The sequence below is a fragment of the Phenylobacterium ferrooxidans genome, from assembly GCF_042714595.1.
Classification (GTDB): domain Bacteria; phylum Pseudomonadota; class Alphaproteobacteria; order Caulobacterales; family Caulobacteraceae; genus Phenylobacterium; species Phenylobacterium ferrooxidans.
Genome location: NZ_JAOTJD010000040.1, coordinates 34,642 through 48,435, shown reverse-complemented (window position 1 = coordinate 48,435; position 13,794 = coordinate 34,642). Strand labels below are relative to the sequence as shown.

General features: G+C 69.8%; 15 protein-coding genes. 8 read left to right on the top strand and 7 right to left on the bottom strand.

Features of this window, described 5'->3' with window-relative positions:
- The 5 genes from OCL97_RS17990 to OCL97_RS17970 form a co-directional block, all read left to right on the top strand.
- Positions 1 to 1,319: leucyl aminopeptidase (locus tag OCL97_RS17990; protein ID WP_377371201.1), on the top strand; the 1,319-nt coding region annotated here is incomplete at its 5' end.
- A gap of 9 nt (positions 1,320 to 1,328) precedes the next feature.
- On the top strand, positions 1,329 to 2,018 hold the full coding sequence (locus tag OCL97_RS17985; protein WP_377371200.1) for an alpha/beta fold hydrolase: 690 nt from the start codon (positions 1,329 to 1,331) through the stop codon (positions 2,016 to 2,018).
- On the top strand, positions 2,011 to 2,466 hold the full coding sequence (locus OCL97_RS17980) for a DNA polymerase III subunit chi (RefSeq protein ID WP_377371199.1): 456 nt from the start codon (positions 2,011 to 2,013) through the stop codon (positions 2,464 to 2,466). Before OCL97_RS17985 ends, OCL97_RS17980 begins: the two co-directional genes overlap by 8 nt.
- Positions 2,463 to 2,780 (top strand): peptidase inhibitor I78, encoded by a 318-nt coding sequence (locus OCL97_RS17975; RefSeq protein WP_377371198.1) that lies wholly within the window; start codon positions 2,463 to 2,465, stop codon positions 2,778 to 2,780. Before OCL97_RS17980 ends, OCL97_RS17975 begins: the two co-directional genes overlap by 4 nt.
- 170 nt (positions 2,781 to 2,950) lie before the next feature.
- A complete protein-coding gene (locus tag OCL97_RS17970; RefSeq protein ID WP_377371197.1) occupies positions 2,951 to 3,907 on the top strand; it encodes an alpha/beta fold hydrolase in 957 nt (318 codons plus the stop codon).
- Here OCL97_RS17970 and OCL97_RS17965 read toward each other — a convergent pair.
- Entirely contained in the window at positions 3,900 to 4,610 is a 711-nt protein-coding gene (locus OCL97_RS17965) for a hypothetical protein (protein WP_377371196.1), read from the bottom strand. The two genes, OCL97_RS17970 and OCL97_RS17965, sit on opposite strands and share 8 nt — an antisense overlap.
- Before the next feature lie 52 nt (positions 4,611 to 4,662).
- Between OCL97_RS17965 and OCL97_RS17960 the strand changes: the two genes are divergently transcribed.
- Positions 4,663 to 5,046, top strand: coding sequence for a hypothetical protein (locus tag OCL97_RS17960; RefSeq protein WP_377371195.1), 384 nt, complete (start codon positions 4,663 to 4,665; stop codon positions 5,044 to 5,046).
- A 73-nt stretch (positions 5,047 to 5,119) separates the two neighbouring features.
- Here OCL97_RS17960 and OCL97_RS17955 read toward each other — a convergent pair whose 3' ends face one another.
- On the bottom strand, positions 5,120 to 6,457 hold the full coding sequence (locus OCL97_RS17955) for a M20/M25/M40 family metallo-hydrolase (RefSeq protein WP_377371194.1): 1,338 nt from the start codon (positions 6,455 to 6,457) through the stop codon (positions 5,120 to 5,122).
- A 65-nt stretch (positions 6,458 to 6,522) separates the two neighbouring features.
- Between OCL97_RS17955 and OCL97_RS17950 the strand changes: the two genes are divergently transcribed.
- The gene (locus OCL97_RS17950; RefSeq protein WP_377371193.1) at positions 6,523 to 7,134 is read left to right on the top strand and encodes a class I SAM-dependent methyltransferase; all 612 of its coding nucleotides are present in this window, start codon (positions 6,523 to 6,525) and stop codon (positions 7,132 to 7,134) included.
- Positions 7,135 to 7,283: 149 nt separating this feature from the next.
- On the opposite strand, the gene OCL97_RS17945 is transcribed toward OCL97_RS17950, so the two are convergent.
- The 4 genes from OCL97_RS17945 to OCL97_RS17930 form a co-directional block, all read right to left on the bottom strand.
- Positions 7,284 to 8,336: a hypothetical protein gene (locus OCL97_RS17945; RefSeq protein WP_377371191.1), complete on the bottom strand. Its 1,053-nt coding sequence runs from the start codon at positions 8,334 to 8,336 to the stop codon at positions 7,284 to 7,286.
- Complete coding sequence (locus OCL97_RS17940) at positions 8,333 to 9,052, bottom strand: class I SAM-dependent methyltransferase (RefSeq protein ID WP_377371190.1); 720 nt, start codon at positions 9,050 to 9,052, stop codon at positions 8,333 to 8,335. The genes OCL97_RS17945 and OCL97_RS17940 overlap by 4 nt, the downstream gene beginning before the upstream one ends.
- Positions 9,046 to 10,350 carry a glycosyltransferase family 4 protein gene (locus tag OCL97_RS17935; RefSeq protein WP_377371189.1) on the bottom strand — a complete coding sequence of 435 codons (1,305 nt, stop codon included), beginning with the start codon at positions 10,348 to 10,350 and terminating at the stop codon, positions 9,046 to 9,048. Before OCL97_RS17935 ends, OCL97_RS17940 begins: the two co-directional genes overlap by 7 nt.
- Before the next feature lie 119 nt (positions 10,351 to 10,469).
- The gene (locus tag OCL97_RS17930) at positions 10,470 to 11,867 is read right to left on the bottom strand and encodes a cytochrome P450 (RefSeq protein ID WP_377371188.1); all 1,398 of its coding nucleotides are present in this window, start codon (positions 11,865 to 11,867) and stop codon (positions 10,470 to 10,472) included.
- Positions 11,868 to 11,975: 108 nt separating this feature from the next.
- On the opposite strand from OCL97_RS17930, the gene OCL97_RS17925 reads away from it, so the two are divergent.
- Positions 11,976 to 12,866 carry a LysR substrate-binding domain-containing protein gene (locus tag OCL97_RS17925; RefSeq protein ID WP_377371187.1) on the top strand — a complete coding sequence of 297 codons (891 nt, stop codon included), beginning with the start codon at positions 11,976 to 11,978 and terminating at the stop codon, positions 12,864 to 12,866.
- Here the strand turns inward: OCL97_RS17925 and OCL97_RS17920 are convergent.
- On the bottom strand, positions 12,859 to 13,791 hold the full coding sequence (locus OCL97_RS17920; RefSeq protein WP_305703439.1) for a type II secretion system F family protein: 933 nt from the start codon (positions 13,789 to 13,791) through the stop codon (positions 12,859 to 12,861). The two genes, OCL97_RS17925 and OCL97_RS17920, sit on opposite strands and share 8 nt — an antisense overlap.
- Between the last annotated feature and the right edge of the window lie 3 nt (positions 13,792 to 13,794).

Below are 13,794 nucleotides of genomic sequence, written 5' to 3'. Positions count from 1 at the left end.
CCAAGGGCCAGACCCTGGACCTGATCGCGCCGGCCGGCTCCGCCGCCGCCCGGGTGCTGCTGGTGGGCGCCGGCAAGGCCGACGGGTTCGACGGCCTGGGCGCGGAGAACGCCGCGGCGAGCGCCTATGGCGCCTTGAAGACCTCGGGTCTGACCACGCTGCGGGTGCAGCTGGCGGGTGATGCGGCCCAGGCGGCCAAGGCCGCCTTCGGCGTGCGCCTGGCCGCCTACCGGTTCGACCAGTACCGCACCAAGGAAGCCGCCGAGAAGAAGCCCTCGCTCACCCGGGCCGAGATCGTCACCACCGACGTGGACGGCGCCATCCAGGCCTTCGCCGACCTGGCGGCGCTGGCCGACGCCATCGCCTTCGCCCGCGACCTGGTCTCCGAGCCGCCGAACGTCCTCTATCCCGCCGAATTCGCCAAGCGGGTGAAGCAGCTGGAGGAGCTGGGCCTGGAGGTCGAGATCCTGGGCGAGGCCGAGATGGCCAAGCTCGGCATGGGCTCGCTGCTGGGGGTCGGGCAGGGGAGCGTGCGCGAGAGCCAGCTCGCCATCCTCAAGTGGAACGGCGCGGCCGACAAGAACGCCCAGCCCGTCGCCTTCATCGGCAAGGGGGTCTGCTTCGACACCGGCGGCATCAGCATCAAGCCCGCCGACAACATGGAGCACATGAAGACCGACATGGGCGGCGCGGCCGCTGTGTCGGGGCTCATGCACGTGCTGGCCGCGCGCAAGGCCAAGGTCAACGCGGTGGGCATCCTGGGCCTGGTGGAGAACATGCCGGACGGCAACGCCCAGCGACCGGGCGACGTGGTGACCTCCATGTCGGGCCAGACCATCGAGATCATCAACACCGACGCCGAGGGCCGCCTCGTGCTGGCCGACGCCGTCTGGTATTGCCAGCAGCGGTTCAAGCCGAAGTTCATGGTCGACCTGGCCACCCTGACCGGGGCGATCATCATCGCGCTCGGCGACGACGTCGGGGGCCTGTTCAGCAACAATGACGAACTGGCCGCCAACCTGATGGCGGCGTCGGAGGGGGAGGCCGAGCCGCTGTGGCGCATGCCGCTGCCCGCCCACTACGACAAGAACATCGACTCGGTGATCGCCGACATGAAGAACACCGGCGGCCGGGCCGGCGGCTCCATCACCGCGGCCATGTTCATCCAGCGCTTCGTCAACGGCGTGCCATGGGCCCACCTGGACATCGCCGGCACCGCCTGGAAGAAGCCGTCCACGATCCCCACCATCCCCGACGGCGCGACAGGCTTCGGCGTGCGGCTGCTGAACCGCATGGTGGCGGACAAGTACGAAGGCTGATCACCCGCCGTGCGGTTCGCGCTGCTGCATAGCCCGCTGGTGGGCGCGAGCTGCTGGCGGGCCGTGGTGGGGGACTTCGCGGCGCGGGGAATCTGGGCCGCGGCGCCGAGGCTGCCGGCCTGGGGCGCGGCCGAGCCGCCCTACTATCCGGCCCTGGCGGCCAGGGTGGCCGAGCAGATCGCCCAGATGCATCCCGTCGTGCTGGTGGTCCACTCCGGCGCGGGGTCGCTGGCGGCCTCCGTGGTGGCGGCGGCGAAGGGCGGGGTGAGCCAGGTGATCTTCGTGGACGCCATCCTGCCGCATCCGGGACGGACCTGGTTCGAGACCGCCTCTCCGGTGCTTGGCGACTCGCTGCGGGCCAAGGTGACGGACGGGGAGGTTCCGGCCTGGGATCAGTGGTTCCCGCCCGGCGCCCTGGCGGCGACCCTGCCGGAGGGCGAGACGCGGGAGCGCTTCATTTCCGAACTGACCCCGACGCCGGTGGCCTATCTGGAAGAGACCGCGCCGGAGATCGATCTGCCCGGTGACATCGGCTGGGCCTATCTGCGGCTCTCCAAGGCCTATGAGGACGAGGCGCGGGTCGCCCGCGAGCAGGGTATTCCCACCCTGCGGCTGGCGCGGCATCATCTGGCCATGATGACCCATGCCGACGAGGTGGCGAGCGCCCTGGTGAACCTAGTGCGGGGCGACCATGGCTGATCCCTGCGAGGTCTGGTTCTATCACCTGGAGCGCACGAGCCTGGACCAGGCCCTGCCCGAGCTGCTGGAAAAGACCCTGGCGCGGGGGTGGAAGGCCATCGTGCGCGCGACGGGTCCGCAGCGGGTGGAGCATCTGGACGGCTGGCTGTGGGCCTATCGCGACGAGAGCTTCCTGCCCCATGCGCCCGCCGATGAGCCGGGTGCGGCGCGGCAGCCGATCCTGCTCACCACCAGCGACGAGAACCTGAACGCGGCCGACGCCCTGTTCCTGGTGGACGGCGCCGAACCGGGCGAGCTTGGCGACTATACCCGGTGCGTGGTCTTGTTCGACGGCGGCGACGAGGAGGCCCTGGCCACGGCGCGCCGCCAATGGAAGTCGGTGAAGGCCAAGGGCCTGCCGGCGTCGTACTGGAAGCAGCAGGCTCGCGGTTGGGAGAAACAGGCATGAAGATCAAGATCCTGGCGGGCGCCGCCGCGCTGCTGCTGATGAGCGCCTGCGCCAGCGACGCGCCGGCCCCGTCGCCGCCGCCGCCGTCCTATCGTCCGCCGCCGCCCCCGCCGCCGCCCGCCGACCAGTGCGGGGCGGCCGAGGCGCAGAAGTATGTCGGGCGTCCGCGCAGCGAGATTCCGATCCCGGTGCTGCCGGCCCTGCAGCGGGTGGCCTGCACCACCTGCCCGGTGACCATGGACTACAGCCCTCGGCGGCTGAACTTCTACTACGACGCCCAGACCGGCATCGTGAAAGAGGTGAAGTGCGGCTAGAGCCTTTTGGGGTCAGATGGAATCATCTGACCCGTTCAAAAAGGCTCTAATCCAAAGAGATAGAGCGCGTCGGACGGGTTAACCGGCGTCCACTTAACCCTGACGCGCTCTAGGGGCGTTGACCTGACCAAAGGTCAATCTGGCCTGCTGCCCGAAACGGAGAGGCAGGCATGAAGTGGGTCGTCGGAATACTGGTGGTGGTCGCGGCGGGCCTGACCCTGGCCGGATGCGCCCTGACCGCCAAGGACATCCCCTATCCGGTGCTGGAGGCCAAGTATGGCGGGCCAGCCTCGCACTACATGGACCTGCCCGGCGAGCTGCGCATCCACTACCGCGACCAGGGCAGGGCCGATGGGCCGGCCGTGGTGCTGGTGCATGGGTTCGCGGCCTCGCTTCACACCTGGGAGCCGTGGGTGACGCGACTGGCGCCCGACTACCGGGTCATCAGCCTGGACCTGCCCGGCCACGGACTGACGCGGGCGCCAGAGGGCTATGTGGCGGCCCAGGCGACCAATGTGGCGGTGGTGGACGAACTGACGCGGCGTCTGAAGGCCGACCGGTTCGTGATCGTCGGAAACTCCATGGGGGGCGGGGTCTCCTGGGCCTATGCGCTGGCCCATCCCGAGCGCCTGAACGGGCTGGTGCTGGTGGACGCCGCCGGCTGGCCGCGCGAGGACAAGGGGAATGAGAAGCCGCCGGTGGTGTTCAAGCTGCTGGGCAATCCGGCGGGCCGCGCCCTGCTGCGCAACATCAACCCCCGGCCGCTGGCCACGCGGGGGCTGAAGTCGGCCTATGTGGACGAGACCGTCGTCACGCCGGCCGTGGTCGACCGTTACGTGGAGCTGGCGCTCGCGCCGGGTCACCGCGCGATCCTGACGTCGGGCCGCGACGGGCCGCAGCGGAGGGTCGACCGGTCGGTCTTCGCCACCATCAAGACCCCGACCCTGGTGATGCACGGCGAGGCCGACACGGTGATCGACGTGGCCGCCGGACGGGGGCTGGCCAGCGCCATCCCGGGGGCGAAACTGATCACCTATCCCGGCGTCGGCCACGTGCCGATGGAGCAGGTCCCCGACCGGTCCGTGGCTGACTTGAAGGCCTTCCTCTCGAGCCTTCCGCCTACTTAGCGGCGAAGCAGTAGAAGAGGCCCGCGCCGCCCGTCGACACCAGGTCGGGCTGCGAACAGCTGCGGGTCTGGTGGGCGGAGTTCCAGGAGGTGGGGTTCTGGCCGCCGCCGATGCGGTCGTGGTGGCCGACCATGGTCCGGCTCTCGCCCGAGGACGTCCAGTTGTTGCAGGTCAGGTTCGGCGGGGCGACCGGGGCCGGGGTTCCGGCGGGCGCGTTGGCGGGCAGGGGCGAGGCCACCGGCGGCGCCATGCGGCCGTCGGTCAGCGAGCCGGTCATGATGTCATGCTGGTTGGGGCTGTCGCCGCGGCCTTTGACGGGGTTGCCCTTCTCGTCGAGGGAATTGGCCTTGCTGGTAAGCGCCGCCTCGCTGTGCAGGTCATCGAGGCTGGAGGCGATCTGAACGCCCTTGGCGTTGAACCAGGGGCCCTTGCCGATGCGGTCGCGGGCGTGGATCGCCTTGCCCTTGGCGTCGGTGGCCGAGAGGTAGGCGCGCCAGGTGTGGTCGCCGATTCCGGCGTCAGTGGCCAGCTTCTGGCACCAGGCGTCCGCACCCTTCAGCCCGCCCAGGTCGCCGCCCTTGCCGGGGCCCACGCTGGTGATGAAGAAGGTGGTCTTGGACTTCTCCTTGGCCACGACCGCCGTGGTGGTGAGTGCGCCCGTGGCGACGAGCGCCGCGGCGCCGGCGAGGATCAACCGGTTCATGCTTGCCTCCCTGGATTTCAGGGCGATGCTAGCAGCAAAGAGGGAGAAGACGATGGCTGACTTCACCGCCGAGATCGCCGCCGCGCAGGGCGTGCTGGACGAGTTCATGGCCGGGTTCAACGCCCGCGACGTGGCGCGCTGGGACGCCACCTTCAACTTCCCCAGCGTGAGGCTGGCCTCAGGGACCCTGGTGATCCTGCAGGCGGGCGACCACAAGCCGGGCATGTTCGACAAGGGCGCCCTGGCGGAGTGGGATCACTCGGCCTGGGAACGGCGCGAGGTGATCCACGCGGGCGCCGACAAGGTGCATATCGACACCCGCTTCAGCCGCTTCCGCAAGGATGGCAGCGTGATCGGCGGGTTCGATTCCATCTATGTGATCACGCGCGAAGACGGCCATTGGGGCGTCAAGGCGCGGTCGAGCTACGCGCCGTAGAGCCTGACGGCCCTACGATTCTTGCTTAGTCGCGAGACGGACGCCCGAACCGGCATCCACTGTCACGCTCCAGCTACTTGGTGACGCTGAAGGATCCGGCGGCGCCGGGGAACACCACCGGGCTCTCGTAGCCGTCGGCGGAGATGGCCGAGACTCCGAAGAACCAGTCGTCGATGACGACATTCTTCAGGGTTTCCGCCGTGGCCGTGGTGTCCTTGGCGTGCTGCCAGCGCGGGGCCGTGGTCTCGCGCCAGTGGACCCGGTAGCGCGCCGCGCCGGGGCTGGCGGTCCAGGAGAGTTTGGTGTCGGGCGAGACCGCGCCCTCGATCTTCACGCCCTCGGGCGGGGCCGGCGCGCGGGCGAGCGCCGCCATCATGATCACGTTCAACCGAGTGACCTTGGCCAGATAGGGGAAGTCCACACCCTCTATGGTGTCGCCATAGACTCGGCCGTTCTCGGTGCGCAGGTCCTGGTGCTGGCGGTCATAGTGCTCGGCGGCCTCGGTGACGCGGATGGCGGGGATGCCGGCGTTGAGCATCTCCACCTGGTCGCCGCCGCGGCCATAGCGGTCGGTGCGGTAGACCATCACCACGTCGAGGTTCTTCAGATAGGTGTCGGCCAGGACGTCGGCGAAGCGGGCGAGGTTGCGCGACGGCGAGTCCACCTCGCCGCCGTTGTAGCGGCGGCTGTTGGCCTGTTCCTGGGTCTCGACCGCCTTGGTGCCCTCTGAGAAGACGCGGACCTGGCGGTCGTTGTGGACGCCGCTGGCGCCCCGGGTGTTGCCGATGATGTCGTTGTTCAGGTCGGCCTCGACCCGCCAGCCCTGCGCCTTGGCGTAGGCGGCCAGCACCTTGCCGCCGTAGAGGCCCTGTTCCTCCCCCTCCAGCACCGCGAAGACCAGGGTGGCGGGGAACTTGTGCTTCGACAGCACGCGGGCGGCCTCGATCACGGCGGCCACGCCTGAGCCATCGTCATTGGCGCCCGGCGCGTCGGAGGTGGCGTCCATGACGTCGCTGACCCGGCTGTCGATATGGCCGGAGATGACGATCACCCGATCCGGATCGGTGGTCCCCTTCTGGATGGCGAGGATGGCGCCGATCTCGGTGGGGTTGGGCACGCGGCGGCCGGTGAAGGTCTGCTTGGGGACGGCCACCGTCAGGCAGCCGCCGCACTCTTTCGAGATCGCCTCGAACTCGGCGGCGGTCCAGCGCTCGGCGGCCCCGATCCCGCGCGTGGCGGAGGTGCGGTCCGACAGGGTGTGGCGGGTGCCGAAGCTGACCAGCTTGGCCACCGTGGCGTGGAGACGCGACTGCTGGACCCCCTTGGCGATCTGGACCAGCTCGGGCTGCGGCTTGGCGGCGGCGGTGAGCAGGGGGAAGGCGAGGAGGGCGGTCAGCAGGATGGGGCGCATGGGGGACCTTCGAAAACCTGCTACGACTGTTACGCCACGACGGCGCCCTCTGCTAGGAGAGCGCCATGAAACTCCCCATCGATATCGACAGCGTCAAAGGCTTCATGGACCCCGCCGAGGGCGCGGCCCTCTACGAGGCGGCCCTGGCCTGCGCGCCGAGCGGACCGTGCCTGGAGATCGGCGCCTATTGCGGCAAGTCGGCGGTCTATCTCGGAACAGCGTGCCAGGCGGCGGGCGGGGTGCTGTTCTCGGTCGATCACCATCGGGGCTCGGAGGAGAACCAGCCGGGTTGGGAGTATCACGACGCCGAGCTGTGGGATGACGCGGCGAACGCCATTGACACCCTGCCGTTCCTGCGCACGACCTTGCGCCGCGCGGGGCTGGAGGATGTGGTGTTCCCGGTGGTGGGCCGCTCGGCCCTCATCGCCAAGGCCTGGGCGACGCCGCTCAGCTTCCTGTTCATCGACGGCGGCCACACCATGGAGCACGCGCTCGGGGACTGGCGCCACTGGACGCCGCACCTGATGGCGGGCGGGACGCTGGCGATCCACGACGTGTTTCCAGATCCCGCTGACGGCGGCCGGCCGCCGTTCGAGATCTACCAGCGGGCGCTGGCGTCGGACCTCTATGAAGAGGTGGCGGCGGTGAAGAGCTTGCGGATTCTCAGAAGGGTGTGACGCCCCTCCACCGCTCGTCCCGGCGAAGGCCGGGATTCAGGTCGTGAGTCGCGACCTGGGGCAAAAATTCGGAATGCGGTGGATGTATCTGGGTCCCGGCCTTGACTGCTTCGCGCCTCCGCTTCGCGGTCGCCGGGATGAGCGGGGGATTATTGCCGCGAGATCAGCACGTCCGACGCCGCCGAGGCGCCCAGCCGGGCGTCGAAGGCGAGGATGGCCGCAGCCTGGGTCCAGGTGGGGCGTTCGCGGGGCCAGACGATCTGTTCGGCGAACTGCCAGCCCATCCAGAAGGCGCCGTCCCCGTCGCGGTGATTGAGCTGGGCGTCCAGCAGGGCGCAGGCGGCGGCCCGGGCGCCGAGGCCCAGCAGCGCCAGGGCCAGTTCGCAGGACTCCGCCACCGTCACCCAGGGCTCGCTGGCCACGCAGCGGCAGCCGCGGCCCAGGACGGCGAAGCGCGGGGCGCGGGCCTCCAGGCGGGCGAAGGACGCGCCCGGCGACAGCACCCCGGCCAGGGCCGGATAGTACCAGTCCATGGCGAAGTCGGAACGGTCCTGCAGCCGGTCGAAGCGGTGTGGGGCGTTGCGGATGGCGCAGCTGAGCCGGTCCTTGGCCAGGCGCCAGGCAGGCTGGGGTTCGCCCAGCAGGTCGGCCAGCTTAAGGCCGCAGTCGAGGCTCTTGAAGATCGAGGCGTTGCCGGCCAGGACCGCGTCGTCGGCGCCGGTGCCGAAGGCTTCCTGGCTCCAGGAGATATCGCCCTCCGGGTGCTGCAGGGTCAGGACGAAATCGATGGCTGACTTCACCATCGGCCAGTAGCGGCGGGCGAAGGTCAGGTCGTTGTCGAGCCGGTAGCGGTGCCACAGGGCCACGGCGGGATAGGCCGCGAAGTTGGAGTCCCGGAAGGCGGCCGCCGGCGTGCGGGCCATGTGCAGGCGGTCGGCCATGGGCAGGGTGTTGCCGTATTCGCCCAGCCAGGCGCCCGAGGTCTCTTGAGACCAGGCCAGGTATTCGAACCCGCGATCAGCCGCCTCGAACTCGCCCATGGCCCCCAGGGCCATCAGGCATTCGGCGTGGTTCCAGGGGTCCCACGGGCCCTTGTCGAACCAGGGGATGGCGCCGTTACGCGTCTGTTGCGCCAGGATGACGTCCAGGGCGCCGGTGAAGGGCGCGAGCGGGCCGCCGACGCGGTCAAAGGCCAGGCTCATGCGGGCGCCTTACGGAAGTAGAGCGCCACGCTCTTGCCCGCCAAGGGGTTGGCGATCGCCTCCAGCACGCGGGTGAGGGCGGGGCGGTCCATCAGGTCCCAGACCAGGAAGCGGTGGTAGAGCTTCACCAGCGGATGGTCGTCGCGGCGGTCCCAGAAGGCGCACTTCAGCCACCAGTAGGGCGAGTGCAGGGCGTGGGCGTAGTGCTTGCCGCGATAGGAAAAGCCCAGCGCGCTGATGGATTTGCGCAGATCGGGCTCGTGGAAGATGCGGACGTGGCCGCCGGGCTGGTCGGCATAGCCGTCCTTGCCGGGCGCCAGGGCCCAGCAGATGCGCTCGGGCCAGGCGCGGGGCACGGTGGGGACGAAGCGGCCGCCGGGCTTCAACACGCGGCGGATTTCGGCCAGGGCCCGGTCGTACTCGTGCAGATGCTCCAGCACCTCGGAACAGATCACCACGTCGAAGGCGTCGTCGGCGAAGGGCAGGCGGTAGGCGTCGCCGGACAGGAAGGATGTCGCCCCCTCGGCCGCCACCGGCGGAAGGTGGTCGAGGCCGTCGCGGGCCTTCACCAGGCTGGGGATATCGAGATCCAGGCCCACGACATTGACGCCCGGGATCATATGGACGCCGTGGACGTGACGTCCCTCGCCGCAGCCAAGGTCCAGCACCCAGTCACCGGCCTTGAGGCCCAGGGTCTCCAGCCGGACGGTCAGCATTTGCGGGCGATGGCGCGGCGCAGGACCGCTTCATAGGTTTCGGCGGCGCGGTCCCAGGAGAAGGCCTTGCGGGCGCGCTGGCGGGCGGCGGCGCCCAGGTCGGCGCGGCGGGCCGGATCATCCAGCAGGGCGGCGATGGCGCGGGCCAGCGCGGCGCTGTCGCCCTTGGGCACGACGACGCCGGCGTCGCCGACGACCTCGGGCAGGGAGCCGCCATCGGTGACCACCACGGGGGCGCCGCAGCTCATGGCCTCGGCGGCGGGCAGGCCGAAGCCTTCGTAGAGGGACGGGGTCACGCAGATGGTGGCCCGGGCGTACTGCTCGGCCATCTCGTCATTGCTGAGATCGTGGATGAAGCTGACCCGGTCCAGCAGGTTGAGGTCGTCCAGCAGCTCGGCGGTCGGGCCCTCGCGCAGCTTGCCGATGACCACCAGTTCGAGACGCGGGTAACGCTCCAGCAGGCTGGAATAGGCCTCGATCAGGTGCTTCAGACCCTTCAGCGGCACGTCGGCGCTGGCGGTGGTGAGCAGGCGATTGTCGCGGCGGCGGATGTCGGGCTGAGGTTTGAAGGTTTCCTGGTCGATGCCCAGGTGGATCACGGTCATGGCCCGACGGTCGACCTTCAGGCAGGCGGCCACGTCGGCGGCGGCCGCCTCGGAGACCAGGATCACTTCGGCCAGGCGCGGGGCGACCTTCTCCTGCATCTTCAGGAACGAGTACCACTGGCGGGTCAGGAGGCGCATGCCCCACTGGGGCTCGGCGGCGAGCGCCAGTTCCAGGTCGCGGCGGATCGGGTGGTGAATGACCCCGACCACGGGCAGGCCGGTTCGCTCGATGGCCAGCAGGCCTGAAGACAGGGACTGGTTGTCCAGCACCACGTCATAGTCGCGGCGGTGGGCGCGCAGGTACTTCGCCGCGCGGCGTCCGAAGGTCCAGGGTTCCATGAACTTGCCGGCCCAGTGGCCAACATATTCGGCGGTGTCGGTCCAGCTTAGCAGGTGTTTCCAGCGCAGGGCGCGGTGGCCGTTGTGCGGCTGATTGTAGAGGTCCAGCGACGGCAGGGTGATCAGGCGCACGCCCTCGGGCACATCGGGGTAGGGCGGGCCTGACAGGATATCCACCTGGTGGCCTCGTCGCGCGAGGGCCGCGGCGGCCTGGCTGAGATAGACGCCCTGTCCGCCCACACGCGGATCGGAGCGATAGGAGAGGAAGGCGATGCGCAGCGGCGGCTGATCGAGCGTCCCGGAGCGGACGCGCGTCTCGGAGACGCCCACAGGAGGAGAAGGTGTTTTCAGCATCGCCGATGTCCTTAACGCGCCAGCGGCGGAAAGGACTAGGACCAAACCCGGAGAACAGCGGAGTTTGTTGTTTCAGGGCCGATATCTAGCGGGTTGCTGCGCCACACGGGGCGGGACGCCTACACCTGCTCCACGATCAGCGGCAGGCCGCTCTTCGGGCGGATGGCGATGTCGCCGGTGGGTTCGACGGTGTGGCCGGCGACAGGGCGGAAGCGGAACCGGGCCAGCCAGTGGGAGAGCACCAGCAGGCCCTCGGCCTGGGCGAAGGCCGCTCCGATGCAGACCCGCGGCCCGGCGCCGAAGGGGATGTACTGGAAGCGGTGGTGCGCGGCCTTGGCCTCCGGGTGGAAGTTCTCCGGATTGAAGGCGTCGGGGTCGTTCCACAGCCGGCGGTGGCGGTGGACGATCCAGGGCCAGATCGAAACCTGGTCGCCCTTGCGCACCCGGTGGCCGCAGAGCTCGTCGTCGACCAGGGCCTCGCGGTCGATGCGCACGGCCGGTGGGTAGAGGCGCAGGGTCTCCTCCCAGACCATCTTCAGATAGGGCAGGCGGGTCAGGACCTCCTCGGGGGTTCCCCCGGTGTCCCAGGCGGCGCGCGCCTCCTCGCCGGCCCATTCCTGGGCCTGACGGTCGCGACTGAGCAGGTAGAGGGCCCAGGTCAGGGCGTTGGCGGTGGTCTCGTGGCCGGCCCCCAGGAAGGTGACGGCGTTGTCGAGGGCCAGCCTGGCGGCCTCCTTGGGCGGATGGGTGGCGCTGAAGGCGTCGATCACCCGGGTCATGAAGTCCTGGGGCGGGGCGGGGTCGGCCTGCCGCCGGGCGATGAACTCCGCCAGCCGGTCGATGATGAAGCGGCGGCCCGCTGCGCCCCGCCACTGGACCGGATTCTGGTCGAGCCAGGGCATGCCGATGATCGGGCCCAGGCGGTACTGGGTCAGGGCCTTCATCACCGCGGCCATGTGGCCGGACGCCTCCTGCGCCGTGAAGCCGGCGGCTGACGAGAAGAGGGTGGCGTTGATGATGTCGAAGGTGGTGCGCAGGCTTTCGGCCGCCACGTCGACGACGTCACTGTCGCCGGTGGCCCAGCGGTCGCCGGTCTGCTGGGCGATGCGGACGAAGGTCGGGGTGAACTCGGTGACCATGTGCGGGGTGAAGACCGGGGCCATCATCCGCCTCTGCTCGCGCCAGGCCTCCCCGTCGGTGGTGAGCAGGCCCTGACCCAGGGCGACGCTGAGCATCTTATTCACCAGCGGGGGCTTCTGATAATTGCCGAGCTTGTCCATCAGGACGTGCTGGATGGCGGCCGGGTCGCTGATGAAGTGGTAGTTCAGGGTGAGGACCCTGCGGGCCTTGTAGTGGTCGTCGAAGGCCTGTTTCGGCCAGCCGTTGAGAGCGTTCTGAGCCTCCTTGTCCACGAAGATCCGCCACACCGGCAGCCAGTCCTCGGGGCGCTCAGGCGTGGCCGGCCGGAAAGGGGCGCGGGGCGCCGGGGCCCAATCGAATGTGGCGGTGTCGCTCATCAGCTTGTCCCTCGGTCGGTGACCTCGCGCGAAGATGGGAGAAATTGATGCATCGCAACAAACGATATAACGGTGCTATTCTTGTGAGCTGAGATCACAGAGCTGGCGATGACACGACGTTCGCTTCCGCCCCTGACCGCCCTGCGCGCCTTCGAGGCGTTCGCGCGGCTGGGCAAGATGACCACGGCGGCCGATGAGCTGTGCGTCACCCACGGTGCGATCAGCCGGCAGATCCGCAGCCTGGAGGAGTCGGTGGGCCTGGCGCTCACCGAAGGGCCGCGGCACCGGCTGAAGCTGACCGACGCCGGCGAGCGGCTGGCGGCGTCGCTGTCGGGGGCCTTTGACCGGGTTGAGCGGACCCTGGCGGACCTGAGGTCGGCGGCTGACACCGAGCTGCACCTGTCCTGCCTGGGCACCTTCGCCATGCGGTGGCTGATCCCGCGGCTCGGGTCGTTCCATGACCGGCATCCGGGCCTGCGGGTGCGGGTGACCGAGAGCTTCGCGCCGGCTGATTTCGCCCGCGAGCGCTATGACGCCGCCATCCGGCTGACCGAGCACGTGCCGGCCCACGGCGGAGAGGCCATCGCCTTTCTCGACAATTTCCATGGCCCGGTAGCCGCGCCGCAGCTGACCGGCGCCACGCCTGGGGTAAAGGCCTTCGCCAGCCTGCCGCGACTGCACACCCGGCCCCACCTGCAGGCCTGGTCGGAGTGGGAAAGCCACACCGGGCTCTCGTTGCCCGAGGCGGCGCAGAACCGGGAGTTCGAGCACCTGTTCTACATGCTGGAGGCGGCGGTGGCCGGCCTGGGCGTGGGGCTCAGCCCCTTCGTCTATGTGGCAGCGGACATCGAGGCGGGGCGGCTGGCGGCTCCGGTGGGTTTCGTGCGGACGCCCGCCCAGTTCTACCTGATCCTGCCGCCGGGACCTGCCCGGCCGGCGGCCTCGGCGTTCCGGGACTGGCTGCTGGACGAGGCGGCCAAGGTTCCTGTGCCTAGTTGAAGACCTGGGTCAGCCGGAAGGCGGCGGGGAGCAGCAGCACCCCCAGCAGGCAGGGGAAGATGAACAGGATCAGGGGGACGGTGAGCTTCACCGGCAGGGCCAGAGCCTTTTCCTCGGCCCGCAGCATCCGCTTCTGGCGCATGTCCTGGGAGAAGACCGACAGGGTCTCCCCCAGGCTGGTGCCCATGTCCTCGGCCTGGCGCAGCATGGTGGCGAAGGCGCGCGCGTCGTCGATGCCCAGGCGGTCGGCGAAGGCGGTCCAGGCCTCCTTGCGAGATTTGCCGGCGCGGAGTTCCAGGGTCAGCATGCGCAGGTGGATGGTCAGGCGCGGATAGCGGCGGGCCAGCTCGTCGGTGACCCGGCCCACGGCGGCGTCGAGGGAGAGGCCCGCCTCGACGGAGGCCACCAGCAGGTCCAGCAGGTCGGGGAAGCCGTCGGCATATTCCCGCTCCCGGTCCTTCTGGCGCATGGAGAGGACCTGGTCGGGGCCGAGCAGGGCGATGAGGGCCAGGATCGCGGCCAGCAGCACCGGGGCCATGCCGTGGCCCGGCTTCAGGGCGAAGGGCAGCAGGACAATGGTCCCCAGGGTGGCGGCGGCCAGGGCGGCGGCGCGGGCGCCAAGATAGTAGATGGCGGCTTCACGGCCGAAGAAGCCGGCGCGGACCAGGCGCATGCGGACGTCCGAGACCTTGGACGGATCGCGGACGGCGGCCTGCTGGCCCAGGCGGCGCACGCTGGCGGTGACCTGGCCCAGGATGCGTACCTCGCCCCGGTTCGCCTCGACCGCAGGGCCGGCGGGGTCCTGGAAGCGGGCCTTGCGCAGGGCGCGCACGCGAAGCTCGCCCATGACCAGCACGCCGCCGCCGGCCACGCCGAGGCCGACCAGGGCTAGGCCGAACCAAAGGATGAGGGTCTGCAGGTCCATGGC

Bases quoted from the DNA above. Each gene is read 5' to 3' on its own strand.
- OCL97_RS17980 (WP_377371199.1), top strand. From the start codon at position 2,011: ATGGCTGATCCCTGCGAGGTCTGGTTCTATCACCTGGAGCGCACGAGC.
- OCL97_RS17975 (WP_377371198.1), top strand. From the start codon at position 2,463: ATGAAGATCAAGATCCTGGCGGGCGCCGCCGCGCTGCTGCTGATGAGC.
- OCL97_RS17970 (WP_377371197.1), top strand. From the start codon at position 2,951: ATGAAGTGGGTCGTCGGAATACTGGTGGTGGTCGCGGCGGGCCTGACC.
- OCL97_RS17965 (WP_377371196.1), bottom strand. From the start codon at position 4,610: ATGAACCGGTTGATCCTCGCCGGCGCCGCGGCGCTCGTCGCCACGGGC.
- OCL97_RS17960 (WP_377371195.1), top strand. From the start codon at position 4,663: ATGGCTGACTTCACCGCCGAGATCGCCGCCGCGCAGGGCGTGCTGGAC.
- OCL97_RS17955 (WP_377371194.1), bottom strand. From the start codon at position 6,457: ATGCGCCCCATCCTGCTGACCGCCCTCCTCGCCTTCCCCCTGCTCACC.
- OCL97_RS17950 (WP_377371193.1), top strand. From the start codon at position 6,523: ATGAAACTCCCCATCGATATCGACAGCGTCAAAGGCTTCATGGACCCC.
- OCL97_RS17945 (WP_377371191.1), bottom strand. From the start codon at position 8,336: ATGAGCCTGGCCTTTGACCGCGTCGGCGGCCCGCTCGCGCCCTTCACC.
- OCL97_RS17940 (WP_377371190.1), bottom strand. From the start codon at position 9,052: ATGCTGACCGTCCGGCTGGAGACCCTGGGCCTCAAGGCCGGTGACTGG.
- OCL97_RS17935 (WP_377371189.1), bottom strand. From the start codon at position 10,350: ATGCTGAAAACACCTTCTCCTCCTGTGGGCGTCTCCGAGACGCGCGTC.
- OCL97_RS17930 (WP_377371188.1), bottom strand. From the start codon at position 11,867: ATGAGCGACACCGCCACATTCGATTGGGCCCCGGCGCCCCGCGCCCCT.
- OCL97_RS17925 (WP_377371187.1), top strand. From the start codon at position 11,976: ATGACACGACGTTCGCTTCCGCCCCTGACCGCCCTGCGCGCCTTCGAG.
- OCL97_RS17920 (WP_305703439.1), bottom strand. From the start codon at position 13,791: ATGGACCTGCAGACCCTCATCCTTTGGTTCGGCCTAGCCCTGGTCGGC.